The organism is Gracilibacillus massiliensis (genome assembly GCF_001458115.1).
GTDB classification, from domain to species: Bacteria; Bacillota; Bacilli; order Bacillales; family Amphibacillaceae; genus Gracilibacillus; species Gracilibacillus massiliensis.
In genome coordinates this window covers 283,845-299,367 of the sequence record NZ_CZRP01000011.1, presented here as the reverse complement: position 1 = coordinate 299,367, position 15,523 = coordinate 283,845, and the positions used below count along the sequence as shown (strand labels likewise).

Below are 15,523 nucleotides of genomic sequence, written 5' to 3'. Positions count from 1 at the left end.
AACAGATCACACCTCCCTATTATGAATGCGCTTTCATTATTACACACTAATAATTTTGTTATTATCATTTTTTTTACTTTTTTTACGTCTATTTTTACTTTCTGGAAAACATCGTAAGAAGCAGAGTAGTCAACCTAAGCGAATGCTTTACAATAAAAACTATTTAAATATGCATAAAATCCAAACGAACCTGTTCGTTTGGATTTCATCTTTTACAATTATCTAACTACCGTTGGTCCAACTAACATATCTAACTCTTTTCCTAAAACTATTTTACAAATGTGGTCATAACTTACATCTTTATACTTAGCTAATAATTCTCTTACTTGATCAAATGCATGTGCCTTTTTAAGTTCATTTACTTCTCGTTGAAAAATGGATTGAACATAACTATCCTCGACTTTAGGCTGAAATTCGCTAATGCTTTCATCCATTAATAAACAACCTAAATATTGAAAACCATATTGTAATTGACGAGTCAATTCTATTATATTTTTAAATTGTTGAAATTGTGCTGGTCGCTCCATTCGCAACCTTTCAACTGCTTTTTGGACATTCTGTAATTCTTGAACATTAGTAGATATAATCATACAATCTCTCCTTTAATCCCAAGGTTTATCTAATGATATATTAGAGATTAATTCTTTGCTTTGTTTTCTCTTTATATCTCTAATTTTAACTCGTTCACTGCTTGTCTCATATAAATATTTTTCTTCTTTAGACTCAGGAATTACTTTCGGTACATGTGCCGGCTTTTTATCTGGCCCAATTGCTACAAATGTAAAAAAGGCAGTAGCTGCATGCCTTCTGTTGCCTGTTTCTAAATCTTCTGCAATGACTTTACAAAAAATCTCCATTGAACTTTTTCCAGAATACGTAACAAACGATTCAATACAAACGGAATCTGTCTGGCGAATAGGTGCAATGAAATGTACGGAATCTGTGGATGCTGTTACACATTCTTTAATACGTGAGTGTCTTCTAGCCGATAGGGTCGCACAAGCATCCATCTTCTTCATTAAAACCCCACCAAAAAGTGAGTGATAGTTGTTTAAATCATTTATTAACACTTGATCTGTTTGTACTACTCTAGTGTCTTTCATCTTTTTTGTTTCCATTATATTGTCACCCCTAAAAAATAACCATTTTCTCTACCAATCCTGCCACCTATAAATTATAATCCCTCAGGTCAGTTGAAGTACAATACGAATATCGTATGCTTAAGATAAGCAAATTGAATGGAAACGAATTCAGTTTAATTTTTTTCTTACAAAAAAAACTCACCGTTTTCTCTCGGTAAGTTTAGGTTGCATTATGTGTAATTAATTTTTCTTTAGTAAAATTGATAAATTGTTTATTTGTTTGAGAAAGATAAGTATCTTTTTTCCAAATAAACGCAAGACTCCATGTGATTTTTGGATTATGTATGGGAATACTTTTTATATTTTTGGTCAGTTCCTTACTCGTGCTACTCGGTAATAAGGTAACACCTAAACGTGTAGCAACCATTTCTTCTAAGAAATCAATTTGAGAGGTTTCAGAAACAATCTTAGGAGTGAACCCTGCTTTTTTACATGCATTAATAATAATGTTTCGTGATTCAAAGTCTTGATTGAACATAATAAAAGACTCATCTTTAAGATTTTCTATTTTAATCTCTTGTTTTTTTGCTAATAAATGGTTTTCTGCCACTACTAAATTCAACGTATCTTCGACAAAAGTATAATAATCAAACGATGGGTGCTGGTTGGTTAATACCGATACGCCACAATCTAATTCCCCATTCGTCAATTTTTCTTCTATTATTTTTGATCCATATTCCTCTAATTGAAATGTTACTCCAGGATATAAATCATGAAACTCCGCAATCAATTTTGAAAAAAAGAAAGAATTCACTACAGTTGGAAGGCCAATACGAATATGACCTGTTTTAATAGTTCGCAGTTGATCCATTTCATCATCAAGTAGATGTAACTGGCTAACAATGGTTGAAGCATGTTTGCGAAGCACCATTCCGGCATCTGTCAACTGAATTTTTTTACGAGATCGAATAAAAAGAGGAACACCTAACTCATCTTCCAATGCTTTAATGATTCTACTGAGTGCAGGCTGTGTAATATATAAATTTTCGGCTGCTTGTGTAAAGTTTTCTGTGTTTGTTACTTCCAGAAAGTACTGGAGATGTTTAAAATCCACACTCGTCCCCCCCTTGTTATCATATAATGACCAATTTTACCATAGATGTTGTGTATCTGTTTAGTTTATAATTACACATAAAAAAACAGAGCTGCCTTCGCAACCCTGTTTTTTGAATTTATTTTTCAAACCAATTATTATCAATCGTTTGTTTAAACCAATAGTAGCTATCTTTTTTCGTGCGTTCTAGTGTTCTGTAGTTGACGTGAACAATTCCAAATCGCATAGTATATCCTTCTGCCCATTCAAAGTTATCCATTAATGACCAAGTGATATACCCTTTTACATTTACACCAGAAGCAATAGCACGGCTTAAAGCTGTTAAATGTTGTTGTAGATAATTAATACGACCTGCATCTTTTACACGTCCATTTTCCGGTTCGTCATTATAACAGGATCCATTTTCAGTAATATAGATCGGGATATCACCGTAACTATCTTTAATGCGCATTAATACATTATAAAACCCTTCAGGGAAAATCGGCCAACCAATATCTGTTCGCTCATAATTCATTTCCACCATTTCCCAGTCAAGAAGACCCTCATTTTCTTTATAGCGGGCAATATGACCTGTATAATAATTTATTCCAAGGAAATCAACAGGCTGATTGATAATCTCCATATCACCCTCTTGAATATCTAATTCCACTCCTTTTTTCTTAAACCAATCTACTAAAAATTGTGGATATGTTCCTTTGAAAACAGGGTCCATAAACCATTCAATATACCAGCCGATTTCGCGATTACATGCATCAATATCTTCCTGACGATTACTGTATGGCTCTAACCAAGTGGTATTCGGTGCAAAACCGATCTGTCCATCGAATCCTAATTCACGAAATTTTTTCACTGTTTTACCGTGAGCCACAAGTAAATGGTGAGAAATTTGTGTTGCTAATTGCAAGTCTTGATTGCCTGGTGCATGAATCCCGATAAAATTCGATAAAAAAGAGATACACCATGGCTCGTTTAGAGTCAGCCATTGTTTAATTTTACCCGAAAATTCTTTAAACATTACTTCTGCATAGTTTACAAAAGCATCGATCGTTTCACGGTTATTCCATCCACCTTTATCTTGCAAAGCTTGGGGAAGATCCCAGTGATAGAGCGTACACATAGGCTCAATACCTGCTTCCAATAACTTATCGACTAAGCGATGATAATAATCCAAACCTTCTTGATTTACTTCACCTGTTCCATTCGGAAAAATTCTCGGCCATGCTACCGAAAAGCGGTAGACATCAATTCCAAGTTCTTTCATGATTTCTACGTCTTCTTCATAGCGATGATAACTATCACATGCTACATCTCCGTTATCACCATTGACGACATTTCCAGGTGTTTTAGAAAATGTATCCCAAATCGATACACCTCGACCACCTTCACTTGTAGCTCCTTCTATTTGATAGGAAGCTGTTGCAGTTCCCCATTTCATATCTTTCGGAAATTGTATAATTGCCATTTTAAAACCCCTCCAAAATCTATAGTTTAATTAAAATTGCTGAAAGTATTAACTTCACGAAGAAGGAAATCGGTTTCCGTTTAATGTTAAAATAATATAGTTTATTCACTTTTGCAACGCTTTCGATTGTGTTTTTACTATGTACTCCTGTATATCAACTAACATTAAAGGATACCGGTTTCATTATAACATAAAATAAATGAATCGTTATCATAAAAACATCAACTTTTTCTATTATCCTATAAAAAAACAAAAACCCTATACCTTACCAACCCATGCTACATAAAGGTTGGAGATATAGGGAAGTACTTCAAAAAATAATATTTAAGAATTAATCAATTTTTTCAAATTAACAACATTCTCTTTCGAACTATCTAAAGGATCGCCATCAAAATGCTCTTGCTCTATAACATACCAGTCTACGCCTACTGCTTCACCAGTCTGCCATAATGTTTCAATATCTAACGTACCTTTTCCAATTTCAATACTTCTTTTTTCACCATTCTCTATTGTCATATCTTTAATGTGTAAGGATACTACTAAATCATCATAGCTTTTTATCGTTTGTAATGGATCTACTCCAGCATGTGTAGCCCAATAACAATCTAGTTCCATTTTCACATATTCTCGGTCTGTCTCTTCAAATAAAATATCAAAACCTCTTTTGCCATTGCCTAAATCAAAAAATTCCATGTCGTGATTATGATAAGCAAATGTAAAACCATTTTCCTTACATTTACGACCAATTTCATTTAATTCTTCGGCTGCTCGGTAATAAGCACCTTCATCTTGTCGATATTCATCAGGCAAGATCGGACAGATAATTAAATCATTTCCGATCGTACGGTTGTATGTTAAGGAAGACTCTAGTTGATCACCTGTTAAACTAGCAAAAGGCATATGACTACCTGCAGCAACTAAACCAGATTGATCCATAACTTGCTTCAATTCTTCTGCTGGCGTATCAAAAAATCCGGCAAATTGTACCGCTTCATAGCCCATGTCACCTAACTTTCGGAGTGTAACTAAAAAGTCCTTTGTCGTATGTTCACGAACTGAATATAATTGAATCGCAATCTTTCCCATTAATTTTTCACTCTCCTCGATCTAATATTGTTATATTTTCCATGCTTCTGCTTATTAAACACATGCTGCTAACTCGTGATAATTATAAGCTCCGTAGAATTTTCCTCTTCACGGGAATCTACACACGCTTGACGGGAATTCAATCTCTCTTCACTGGAATCCTCTTCTTCTTAACGTGAATTATCTTCGGCTTCACGGGAAAAAAGCATAATTCCCGTCAAGCGAACCATAATTCCCGTTAACAGCACCTCAATTCCCGTGAAGAGTTGTATCTATACGGACTTAAATTTAATTGATCTGTCTTATAAATTAACTGCTTTGCCTGTTTGGGCGGATTGGTAGAGTCCGTCGATAATTTTTTGGATGTTAGTTCCTTGTTTGGCAAAGTTATCGGTTATATTGCCTTCTAGACAATCTTTTACAAATGTATGGATCTCTGTTTCATGTGCATTTATTTGTGGTAAATATGCAGGTGTAAGATCAATTAATGTATCATGTTTTTCCTGGTACATCTTCAGTGGAAAAATATCTGCGCCACCTTTATTGCCCATTAAGGAAACCTGCATGGTATCACGTTTTTCTACATTGGCTGCGAAAGCAGATTCCAGTACAAGTGAGGCACCATTTTTAAAAGTGATCATCCCAACAGCCATATCCTCGACCGTATAGTTTTGATAATCCCATTCACCAAGTAAGCCTACACCTTTTTTTGTACCTATTTGTTGGTGTGTTTGCCCTAAAACGACTTCTGGTTCAGGATAACCCATTAGATAAAGTGCCGTATCTAACATATGGACACCAATATCAATTAGTGGGCCTCCACCTTGTAATTCCTTATTGGTAAATACTCCCCATCCAGGAATACCTCTTCTTCTTATCGCTTGAACACGTCCAGCGTAAATTTCTCCAAATTCTCCAGCATCAATAAATCGTTTAGCGGCTTGAGTTTCAGATTGAAAGCGATAATGAAAACCGTACATTAATAATTTTCCTGACTTAGTTGCTGCTTCTTCCATTTCGATTGCTTCTTCTTGGTTCATCGCTGGTGGTTTTTCACACAGTACATGACAACCGGCATTTAAAGCTGCAATTGCTGACTCGTTATGAAATTTATTTGGTACACATACACTGACTGCATCCAAATCTACTTTTTCTAACATACTTTGATAACTATCAAATGCTTCTGGAATCCCATGCTCTTTTGCTACTGATTGTGCACGTTCATACGCAACATCTGCTATTGCAACAACTTCAACTTGTTCTGAAATATTTTTATATGCTGGAAGGTGCACATCTGTGGCAATTCCTCCTGCACCAATTAAACCTACTCTAAGCTTTGTCATCCTCATCGTCCTTCCTTATGCCCACCACATATCTGTTGGACTCTCTTTAATATTAACTGCTTTTAAATTATCCACTGCTCGAGAAAAACCTTCATTAATTGACATAATTGGATCTTCATGTTCAATACTTACGACATAATCATAACCATAGGTTCTTAACGCACTTATCATATTGGACCATTCCTCTAAACCGTGACCACAACCTACAGATCTGAAGTTCCATGCTCTTGTTTGGATATTTCCGTATGGTTGCATATCGGTTAAACCATACATGTTAACATTATCCTGATCAATATAGGTATCTTTCGCATGAAAATGATGGATGGCATCTTCTTTTCCTAATATCTTGATTGCTGCGACAGGATCAATCCCTTGCCACCACAGATGACTAGGATCAAGATTTGCACCAATTGCTGGACTCGTTTTTTCACGTAACTTTAACATAGTATATGGCGTATGCACTAAAAAGCCTGCGTGCAACTCAATACCAATCTTCACCTTATGTTTTTCAGCTATTTCACCGATCTCTTTCCAGTAAGGTACAAGCTTTTCTTCCCATTGCCAATCTAGTACTTCAGCGAATTCATTCGGCCAAGGTGCTACAGGCCAGTTCGGAGCTTTAGCATTTTCTTGATCTCCTGGTGTCCCTGAGAAACAATTGACAACTGGCACACCTGTTAAACCTGCTAATTCAATGGTTTTTCGCAAGATTTCGTCACTTTCTTCAGCAAATGCCTGATCTGGTGTTAATGGATTACCGTGACAGCTGAAAGCACTAATCGTTAAACCTCGGTCTGCTACTGCTTTTAAATATGCATCTCGTTTTGATGCGTCATTTAAAAGTTCATCTATTTTACAATGGGCATCACCTGGATAACCACCGGTTCCTATTTCTACGGCATCTAAACCGCTCGCTTTGACATGATCAAGCATTTCTTCAAAGTTTTTGTCTGCGAATAGTACTGTGAAAACACCTAACTTCATATATATGCCTCCTCGTAAAACTTATAGTGAAACATTTTTCTTTGTTTGATTCGATTCTAATGCTGCTAGAATTATTTTTAAAGATTTATAACCTTCTGTTCCATCAATTAATGGCTTGCGATCATGAAGTACGCAATCAACAAAATGATCAACCACTCCAGACGATGTTTGACCATCACTATCATTGGTTTGAATTTTACCTAATTCATAATTTACTTTTGTGCCATCCGTAAAACTTGCGATTAAACTGTAGTTCGGATCATCTTCAAGACGCAAGTTACCTTTTTCACCATAAATGACAGTAGAATTGTCTTCTCCACCTTTATAAGCCCAACTAGCGGTTAACGTTCCGATAATACCTGTCTGACTACGTAAAATAGTTACTGCCTGATCATCGACATCACTATTTTCTTTCGCAGATGATTCGATCATCGAAGCTACTTCCGTAAACTCTTCGCCTAAAATATATCGAATCATATCCGCTTTATGGACACCTAAATCACCTAATGCACCAATAAAAGCTTCTTCTTTACGGAAAAACCAGCTATCTTTTCCATCGATACTCCAACCTTCTGGACCACCATGACCAAAAGTAGTACGGAAACTATATAATTTGCCTAACTCTCCTGCAGCAATCATTTGTTTTGCTTTTTCGTGACTAGGTACAAAGCGTTGGTTATGTGCAATCATTAACTTTTTACCAGCTTTCTCACTTGCTGCGATCATATCTTGAGCTTCTTTTTCTGAAGTTGCCATCGGTTTTTCACATAGCACATGTTTTCCTTGTTCTGCTGCAAAAATCGATACGGGTGCATGTAAATAATTTGGTAAGCATACACTTACTAAATCTGCATCAGATTCTGTTATAGCTTTTTTATAATCGGTATAGGCTGGTGCGTTATACTCTGAACCAGTTAACTGAGCACGTTCTTCTAAAACATCACAAACGGCTACAATTTCCACATGTTTATTTGCTTTATATTCCGGTAAATGGCGGTTGATTGCGATGCTCCCACAACCAATAACTGCTACTTTTAATTTACTCATTATTACTCACTCCTCTTATATTATTTAGCTTTAATATCTTCTAATGGTTTTGCATTGCCATAACTCGAGAATGTTCTGTTTGTCGGCTTAGCCCAACGGACAGCATTTTGTATGACTTTTTGAACATCTTTATGGTAATAGGTAGGATATGCCTCATGACCTGGACGGAAATAAAAGATTTTCCCATGACCACGACGAAACGTACAGCCTGAACGAAAAACTTCTCCACCTTCGAACCAGCTTACAAGAACAAGTTCATCTGGGGCAGGTATATCAAAATGCTCTCCATACATTTCTTCTTTTTCAATTTCAATGTACTCTCCAATTCCTTCTGCTATTGGATGCGAAGGATTAACGACCCACATTCTTTCTTTTTCATCTGCTTCACGCCATTTTAAGTCACAGCCCGTTCCCATAAGTTTTTGGAAAATTTTCGAGAAATGACCGGAATGTAATACGATTAATCCCATACCTTCTAACACACGTTGATGTACTTTTTCGACAATTTCATCTGCTACTTCATGATGTGCTAAATGCCCCCACCATAGCATTACATCTGTTTTTGCCAGTATTTCATCGGTAATGCCGTGATCAGGTTCATCTAATGTTGCGGTTTCTACATGGATATCGTCTGTCTCTACAAATTCTTTAATAGCTCCATGAATACCTTTTGGATAAATTTTGGCTACATCTTCATTTTGCTTTTCATGTCTGTGTTCATTCCAAATTAAAACGTTCATAAAAACGCTCTTCCTCCCTTATCTAGTTATCCTATTTACTTAATCTTTTAGGAATCAAGAGTTACATTCTTTATTTAGATCCTCAATTCTTATGTATTGTCAGCACTTACATACGCAATACAACTATCTATTATATTAAAGGATGATGAATTCAATGAACATAAATGATATAATCAAAACATGAACTATTTTGCTATTATTATAAAATGAAACTTCAATTAGTAAGAGTTTTGAACTCCTACTGATTGCTAGCGAAACTTATCAGGAAGTTAGCGTCCGTTTATCCCCCACTTAGCTTCTTTTCTGTCGCTCGACTCTTGAAGTGGGGTTTTATGGACGATTACAACGTGATGATTTATTAGGAGGTTTTTCTTATGAGAATAGATTTTTGTGGCTATTCCTATCATGATAGTCTTTTTCACACTTCACACCAATCTCGATTTGCTTCCTACTTATTTCGGTTACAGACTGAAGGACGGTCTCAAGTAAAAGTGAATGATAAAATACATATAGTCGAAAAAGGAGATTTGCTCATTATAAAACCAGGAGAAACATATGAATTATATGTTGAAGATGGCCAACAAAGCGGAGATTTTCATTTGTATTGTGAAGGTGAATGGATTGATACTCGCTTCCATCAAGCACCAACTTTAGCAAATATTACGCTAGAAGATACTGTGTTAGATTTGTGGCATCATTTAATCATTGAGGGACGACGACCACAAAAAGAAAGAAACAGTGAACTTACCCAATATTTGCTAAGTGCACTCTGTGTTTCACTAGAAAGATCTTTAGATAAGAAAACGTCAACGATATATCGACCATATGTTGTAACCAAAATGATGAGATACATAGAAGAAAATGCTACAAAGCAAGGTTTCCAAGTACAAGACATTGCAAATCTGTCAAACCTAAGTGTTTCAAGATGTGTACACATTTTTAAAGAGCATGTTCACATGACCATTATTGAGTATGCACAATCTATTAGGATATCAGCCGCCATCAACCAAATGAAATATACAACGATGACACTGGAGAATATTTCACATAATTGCGGCTTCGGTTCTTATTCCTATTTTCATCGCGTCTTTAAAAATAAATTTGGTGTCTCGCCTAGTTCTTATCGAAAAAAGGTTTGACGAGTAAGAAAAAAAGGGGATGTGGACAGACGCAACGAAATTCTGGCCCACACCCCGTTCAAACATGGATAGGATCGATAAACTATCCTGTCATATCTGATAGCATCTGTAATAGAGCAACACGATTTTTGATTTGTAATTTCTTATAGATGATCGATAAATAATTTTTGACAGTACCTTCACTAATACCTAAGTGCTCGGCAATCATCCGATTCGTCCAACCTTTTTTCATTAGTTGAATAATTTGCCATTCTCTATTATTTAAATCTTTTCGATTATTAAAATGTTCTTTAATAAAATGTAAAGAACTCTCTCTTTCAATTTTCAGCAATGATTCTAATCGTTCGGAAAAAGATTGAACAAGTCTTTGAGGTGCTACAAATTTCCCGTCTATGATAAAACGTAGCGTGTTTTTAAATTCTTCGAGACCAGAACTTTTTAATATATAGCCATCTGCAGATACAGTCAATACCGTTTCAATCGACTCTTCATCATCATAAGCAGAAAGTAATACCACTTTGATATTAGGATAAATTTCCTTTAACTGTTTCGCACATTCAAGCCCATCCATTATTGGCATATGTATATCTAATAATACTAAGTATGGTCTAACTTCTTTTTCTTTAATAAAATTGATGACTTCTTGCCCATTCTTTAAAGTCCCTATCACACGAAATTCTTCCATATCTTCAACAAAGCTTGTGATCATGTCACGAAAAAGTGTTTGCGATTCTGCTACTACTACGGTATGTTTAGTCATTTATTGTTCCTCCTCATTTCCTAATTTATTTATTGTAATTATCAAATAAATTACGTTTACTCCTACCTTCTAATTTTATTATAACGTATTTTTCATTCGTTTTAAAGAACATTTTAGTTTTAATTTACTATTTTTTAATTTTTATTCTGTTATTTACTAATTGAATTCAAATACTGTGTAGTTTTCTATTCCTATATAACATACTATTTCACATAAATTACCATACATGATTAGCAAAATAAAAATATCTTTTATTCGAGATATTTTTTTCTAAATGATTGGAAATTATCTTTTTGAACAAACAGTAGTTGATCTGCTATTTTTAAGATCGAATACAACTCATTCATTAAAGTTTGTTTTTCATACTTTATAGATCTTTTTAGATTGATAATCGGTTTGTTGAGTAATTCTGCTTCAAAATAGATCGATGATTGCTTCTCCCATTCCACATAAATATCAATTCCCAGTAAATACAGGAGTAAATTCGCTTCCTCTCTAATGAACTGTACGTTCTTTTCTAAATTTAGTTGCTTCATGTAAGAACGTATTTTTTGTTCACTCTTTATTTCCCCATAAAAATACCATATAAAATTAGCATTCCTATACTTTAACTTCTTACAAAGGTGTATAAACGCTTCGATATGTCGGTGACAAGGTGGTCCGTTGACAGAAAGTATCCTCAATTGTTGATTTGGTTGAAAACGAATATGATTCCGTTTTCTCATTTTAATTAAAGACGCTTTATAAAATGGGTCTGTATAATATTTTACATTAAACGAACTGTTAGCCACCATTTCACTGTACATCGACTGTGAACCTACGTATATAAAATCGTTTTTTTGTAGCCTATTTAAGATAGGTTGATATGCATTAGAGAAAAGTCTTATAGGGAAATAGTAAATTTTTCGACCTGCATTAACCTTATCACGTAAATAATAGGAAGCAAGTCCGGACGAGAAACTGATGGCAGTTTCATAATATGTATGTGGGTGGTGGATTTCTGATTTTATTTTTTTCCAATAAATTTCAACAATAGCTGGATAATTATAATAAGCATTTCGAATACGAGTTGGGATTGGATGATTTTCCACCTTGAAAAACCAGTTCTTTTTTTGATTAATGTTCTTTATAACTTCTGTGATCCTATCTGTAATAGGTGGCAATAATCTAACCGGTTCGGGCAATAAAGTTGTGAAGGTTTTGTTGTCTTCTAATAGTTTTATGTCAATAATCGTATCCTTCGACATATGACGATGAATAAGGAATAATTGATGTTCTATTGTCAAAATAGGATCTACTGGATCGATAATAAATAGCATTCTATTTTGCTTTTTCATGATTTTGTCATCCTCTCTGTCATATAGTCAGACTCGTTATTGTTGATCTTGTTTGTTTTTCCATTTTATAAATTCGAAAATTACTCTATATTCGTCAATATCAGGTTTGGTAATGCCTAATTCTTTTAACTCACTAATAAATTCAGTCCATTCATTATTTGTAATAATCGGTTCATTTTCCGCTCCTAATAATGTTACGACTTCCACTTTTAGTACTTCTGCAATTTTTTCAACAATTTGAATGGAAGGATTGTCGTTTAGGTTTCTTTCAATATTACTTAAATATGATTTTGAAACACCTGCTCGTTCTGCCAATTCAGACAGTGTTAAATTTTTTGCTCTTCTGATTCGATTAATATTTGTCCCTATCATGTAAAAACCTCAAATCCTATCGAAATTCTATTTAATTTACTATGTCTAGTAGTGATAGGTGTAAAAAAAGATTAAACTCATATTCCATCATCCCTAAGTTGTAAATATTTTTGCTCTGTTTGATGTGCTACTTTTTTTACATCGTAACCCTTATTCATTAATACTTCTGCATCTACTGGATTTCGATATTTTTTCTCATATGCTTTATACATCTTTGCTAACCATTCAGATTTATCGTCTAATCGGATAAACTCTATCAAATTGGCACCTAAATCGACCTCTTTTGGAATGCGATCTGAGGCAAGTATAGGTAAGCCTGCACTCTGTGCTTCAATTAATGTCATTGGTAATCCTTCATGCAGCGATGGATACACCAATAAATCAAATGCTTGCATCCATCGTTCGGTATCTTCCTTACCACTTAAAGAAACTACGTGTTCAACTATATGATATTGTTTAATCTTTGCTTCAATTTCTTGCTGTAACGGACCATCACCTATTAAAATTAACTTAGCTTGTGGAATTCTTCTTCGAAATCCTACAAACAATTCAATTAAGTAATCATGATTTTTTTGAGGTGAAAAAGGACCGATGTGGCCAATTAGAAATTCCTTTTCACTAATATGTAAATCTTCTCTCACCTGTTCTCTTACTGATTGCGAATAACAAAAACGTTCTAATTCAATAGCGTTATACATAATTTCAGCATTTTTAGCTTTCGTTTTGAATAGCCACTTTGCAGCTTCCGTTGAACAGGCAAAATAATGAGTAGCATATAAGGAAATAAATGAACCTGCTATATTTTGAAGGAGTTTTTCCTTTCCCGTTTCTTCAGTACCTGTATTATGACTGTGAGCAACCCTAACAGGTATGCCAACTCTTTTAGCAGCTTTGAGAGAAAAAACACTCATTTTATCTAAATGAGCATGCATTACAATATAAAATCGATGTCCTTTAAAAAAATGTCTTAAGGCATTTTGATAACCTTGTGCTCCTACCTCATTAATATAAGGAATACGATAAAGATGACCTCCCATCGTACGAATTTCCTCATCGTAATCGCCTTCCTCATTGGTTAAGAAATCAAATTGCACCTTACTTGTGTCTAGATTGCGATAGACGTTCATTAGCATGGTTCCTATTTCACCATGATTCATCTTTCTGACAACATGTAATATTCTTAAAGCACTTTCCAAGTTAATCCTCCTCTTTCTTTCTATAAATTCTAAAAAACAAAAGGCGGGAATGATTTATTGAAATAGTATTAGTGATACTCTTTATAAGATTTAGCTTCAACTAGTTGACTTATATTTTGTATCCCTAATGTTTCAGTGAATTCATTGCGAATAATTCTCGCCGTTGTGTTTGCAATCAAAACAGCTCGATCCGGTTCTGTATCGACTACAGATATTCGAATAACCTGAGAATCATCTACCCTTTGGATATTTAAATTTCTACTCAAACTTTTTTTGGAATAGGGTAGTTGCAATTCCTTGATTATTTTTTCCATAATGCTGTCATCGCCAATCATCGTCACTAATGTCGTCAACCTTTCTGAATCGGTCTCAACAACCACTTGTGTCGAAGTTTGAAAAAGGGCTTTGTCAGCTTGATAATATAGAAGACTTCCTGCCGCTAAAATGGTGAGAACAGCAAGTAATGTAAAAATACTTCGCTTAATAAAATTTGATCTACTATTTGCTTTCTTGACGTGCTTTTGCATAAGGTTCACCTTTTTCATTATAACGAACAATAATTTCGAACTCTTGGTATTACGAGAGGTAATTTAATATATTAGTGCAAAAATATAATATAAAGAACATAAATTCCTTTATAAAGAACATAAATATATAATCTCATGAGTTTAAAGGCTTGTCAACTGAATTTTGGTAAAAAGGAGGGTGAGCATTCACTCACCCTTTTTCTAAACTATTCTTTTTCTGCTTTTTTTCGATAGAAATAGACAATTCCACCACCTAATGCAAGTAACAATATACCGAAAACAAATAAATTAAACATATTTGTTGCCGTATCAGGTAAAGAAGTATCCTTATTTTCTGATCCATCATCTCCAGAACTCTCATCATTAACTTCTTCTGTGTTGTCGTCGGTTGGGTCATCATCATTTTCTGTTTCATCTGACGCTATTTCAAATACACCATATTTGCTAAAATGAGTGACCTTCGCCGAAAATTCATGTTTATCTTCCTTGTACTTACCTTCCAAAAATTCAATATTTTCATTATTATCATTTATATACACGAGTCTTAATAAATCTTCGTCTGATATATCTTCTTTGTTTACATCGAAGGCTAATGTAATCGGTGTCTCATTGAATTCTGTTACAATCTCTCCATCAATCAACAGTGTAAATTCAAAAATAGCTGATAACGCATCCTGGTAAACAGATGATTCTACTTCTTCAAAGCTAAACACTATTTCTTCACCTAACTGTAACAAGGAAACAGGTAAAAAGGCTTTCACCTTTCCATTCGATAACTGAATAAATGTGCCTTCTTCCATTTGATTGATGACACCATTTTGAATCGTAAATGTATTTCCTTCTTGTTCGTAAATATATACATTATTGGACTTTTTAGTTTGATTAATATTATCTAGTATTGGATGATTTGGTTCTTCTGGTTCTTCTGGTTCCTCCGGCTCTTCTAATTGTGAAATTGCATGTTCTAAATTTGTGTATGCTTGATCAATTTCTTGTTGTTCGTTTGATGATTCAAGTGCGTTTTCTGCTTCTGTTATGGCGGAAGCTAACATTTCAAAAGATTCTTCTGTGAATACATTCTCATCATTTGAATATCCTTTTGCTTCTGAAATTAATTGTGTTAACGCTTCCGTTTCCAATAATTCACCAACATAGTAAAGTTCTAAGCCATTTATTCGTTCTGCTATTTCTACATTTAATTGTCCATCTTCGACAGCAACAAATGTTTCAAACTCCGCAAATTCACCACTTGCAGAATTGATACTATCATAGGTCACTCCTTCAATGGTCAATGTAGTTTTGTTTGATGCTATCTGGTCACCTGTTATTGTTTT

General features: G+C 34.5%; 16 protein-coding genes. 1 reads left to right on the top strand and 15 read right to left on the bottom strand.

Features of this window, described 5'->3' with window-relative positions:
• Window positions 1–218: 218 nt before the first annotated feature.
• The 9 genes from BN3107_RS05220 to BN3107_RS05180 all read right to left on the bottom strand — a co-directional run bounded on the left by BN3107_RS05220 (window position 219) and on the right by BN3107_RS05180 (window position 8,858).
• Window positions 219–590, bottom strand: a complete 372-nt coding sequence (locus BN3107_RS05220) for a hypothetical protein (protein WP_058306569.1) — start codon at window positions 588–590, stop codon at window positions 219–221.
• A 12-nt stretch (window positions 591–602) separates the two neighbouring features.
• On the bottom strand, window positions 603–1,118 hold the full coding sequence (locus tag BN3107_RS05215) for an acyl-CoA thioesterase (RefSeq protein WP_058306568.1): 516 nt from the start codon (window positions 1,116–1,118) through the stop codon (window positions 603–605).
• 184 nt (window positions 1,119–1,302) lie between these two features.
• Window positions 1,303–2,196 (bottom strand): LysR family transcriptional regulator, encoded by an 894-nt coding sequence (locus BN3107_RS05210; RefSeq protein WP_058306567.1) that lies wholly within the window; start codon window positions 2,194–2,196, stop codon window positions 1,303–1,305.
• Window positions 2,197–2,314: 118 nt separating this feature from the next.
• Window positions 2,315–3,658: a GH1 family beta-glucosidase gene (locus BN3107_RS05205; protein WP_058306566.1), complete on the bottom strand. Its 1,344-nt coding sequence runs from the start codon at window positions 3,656–3,658 to the stop codon at window positions 2,315–2,317.
• 324 nt (window positions 3,659–3,982) lie between these two features.
• Complete coding sequence (locus tag BN3107_RS05200; protein ID WP_058306565.1) at window positions 3,983–4,744, bottom strand: sugar phosphate isomerase/epimerase family protein; 762 nt, start codon at window positions 4,742–4,744, stop codon at window positions 3,983–3,985.
• A gap of 302 nt (window positions 4,745–5,046) precedes the next feature.
• A complete protein-coding gene (locus tag BN3107_RS05195; RefSeq protein ID WP_058306564.1) occupies window positions 5,047–6,087 on the bottom strand; it encodes a Gfo/Idh/MocA family protein in 1,041 nt (346 codons plus the stop codon).
• Between the two features lie 15 nt (window positions 6,088–6,102).
• Complete coding sequence (locus tag BN3107_RS05190) at window positions 6,103–7,071, bottom strand: sugar phosphate isomerase/epimerase family protein (protein ID WP_058306563.1); 969 nt, start codon at window positions 7,069–7,071, stop codon at window positions 6,103–6,105.
• Between the two features lie 21 nt (window positions 7,072–7,092).
• Complete coding sequence (locus BN3107_RS05185; RefSeq protein WP_058306562.1) at window positions 7,093–8,118, bottom strand: Gfo/Idh/MocA family protein; 1,026 nt, start codon at window positions 8,116–8,118, stop codon at window positions 7,093–7,095.
• A gap of 20 nt (window positions 8,119–8,138) precedes the next feature.
• Window positions 8,139–8,858, bottom strand: coding sequence for a ThuA domain-containing protein (locus BN3107_RS05180; RefSeq protein WP_058306561.1), 720 nt, complete (start codon window positions 8,856–8,858; stop codon window positions 8,139–8,141).
• Window positions 8,859–9,232: 374 nt separating this feature from the next.
• Here BN3107_RS05180 and BN3107_RS05175 point away from each other — a divergent pair, with 374 nt between their 5' ends.
• Window positions 9,233–9,997 (top strand): helix-turn-helix domain-containing protein, encoded by a 765-nt coding sequence (locus BN3107_RS05175; protein ID WP_058306560.1) that lies wholly within the window; start codon window positions 9,233–9,235, stop codon window positions 9,995–9,997.
• A gap of 82 nt (window positions 9,998–10,079) precedes the next feature.
• On the opposite strand, the gene BN3107_RS05170 is transcribed toward BN3107_RS05175, so the two are convergent.
• The 6 genes from BN3107_RS05170 to BN3107_RS05145 all read right to left on the bottom strand — a co-directional run bounded on the left by BN3107_RS05170 (window position 10,080) and on the right by BN3107_RS05145 (window position 15,466).
• Window positions 10,080–10,757, bottom strand: a complete 678-nt coding sequence (locus BN3107_RS05170; RefSeq protein ID WP_058306559.1) for a response regulator — start codon at window positions 10,755–10,757, stop codon at window positions 10,080–10,082.
• Window positions 10,758–11,008: 251 nt separating this feature from the next.
• A complete protein-coding gene (locus BN3107_RS05165) occupies window positions 11,009–12,094 on the bottom strand; it encodes a glycosyltransferase family protein (RefSeq protein WP_058306558.1) in 1,086 nt (361 codons plus the stop codon).
• 36 nt (window positions 12,095–12,130) lie between these two features.
• Window positions 12,131–12,466, bottom strand: coding sequence for a helix-turn-helix domain-containing protein (locus tag BN3107_RS05160; RefSeq protein ID WP_058306557.1), 336 nt, complete (start codon window positions 12,464–12,466; stop codon window positions 12,131–12,133).
• A 77-nt stretch (window positions 12,467–12,543) separates the two neighbouring features.
• Entirely contained in the window at window positions 12,544–13,662 is a 1,119-nt protein-coding gene (locus tag BN3107_RS05155) for a glycosyltransferase (RefSeq protein WP_058306556.1), read from the bottom strand.
• A 68-nt stretch (window positions 13,663–13,730) separates the two neighbouring features.
• On the bottom strand, window positions 13,731–14,189 hold the full coding sequence (locus BN3107_RS05150; protein WP_058306555.1) for a YveK family protein: 459 nt from the start codon (window positions 14,187–14,189) through the stop codon (window positions 13,731–13,733).
• Between the two features lie 206 nt (window positions 14,190–14,395).
• Entirely contained in the window at window positions 14,396–15,466 is a 1,071-nt protein-coding gene (locus tag BN3107_RS05145) for an LPXTG cell wall anchor domain-containing protein (protein ID WP_148434672.1), read from the bottom strand.
• Between the last annotated feature and the right edge of the window lie 57 nt (window positions 15,467–15,523).

Excerpts from the sequence above, each read along its gene's own strand:
- BN3107_RS05220 (WP_058306569.1), bottom strand. The coding sequence starts at position 590 with ATGATTATATCTACTAATGTTCAAGAATTACAGAATGTCCAAAAAGCA.
- BN3107_RS05160 (WP_058306557.1), bottom strand. The coding sequence starts at position 12,466 with ATGATAGGGACAAATATTAATCGAATCAGAAGAGCAAAAAATTTAACA.
- BN3107_RS05180 (WP_058306561.1), bottom strand. The coding sequence starts at position 8,858 with ATGAACGTTTTAATTTGGAATGAACACAGACATGAAAAGCAAAATGAA.
- BN3107_RS05215 (WP_058306568.1), bottom strand. The coding sequence starts at position 1,118 with ATGGAAACAAAAAAGATGAAAGACACTAGAGTAGTACAAACAGATCAA.
- BN3107_RS05150 (WP_058306555.1), bottom strand. The coding sequence starts at position 14,189 with ATGCAAAAGCACGTCAAGAAAGCAAATAGTAGATCAAATTTTATTAAG.
- BN3107_RS05170 (WP_058306559.1), bottom strand. The coding sequence starts at position 10,757 with ATGACTAAACATACCGTAGTAGTAGCAGAATCGCAAACACTTTTTCGT.
- BN3107_RS05195 (WP_058306564.1), bottom strand. The coding sequence starts at position 6,087 with ATGACAAAGCTTAGAGTAGGTTTAATTGGTGCAGGAGGAATTGCCACA.
- BN3107_RS05185 (WP_058306562.1), bottom strand. The coding sequence starts at position 8,118 with ATGAGTAAATTAAAAGTAGCAGTTATTGGTTGTGGGAGCATCGCAATC.
- BN3107_RS05190 (WP_058306563.1), bottom strand. The coding sequence starts at position 7,071 with ATGAAGTTAGGTGTTTTCACAGTACTATTCGCAGACAAAAACTTTGAA.
- BN3107_RS05205 (WP_058306566.1), bottom strand. The coding sequence starts at position 3,658 with ATGGCAATTATACAATTTCCGAAAGATATGAAATGGGGAACTGCAACA.
- BN3107_RS05175 (WP_058306560.1), top strand. The coding sequence starts at position 9,233 with ATGAGAATAGATTTTTGTGGCTATTCCTATCATGATAGTCTTTTTCAC.
- BN3107_RS05165 (WP_058306558.1), bottom strand. The coding sequence starts at position 12,094 with ATGAAAAAGCAAAATAGAATGCTATTTATTATCGATCCAGTAGATCCT.
- BN3107_RS05200 (WP_058306565.1), bottom strand. The coding sequence starts at position 4,744 with ATGGGAAAGATTGCGATTCAATTATATTCAGTTCGTGAACATACGACA.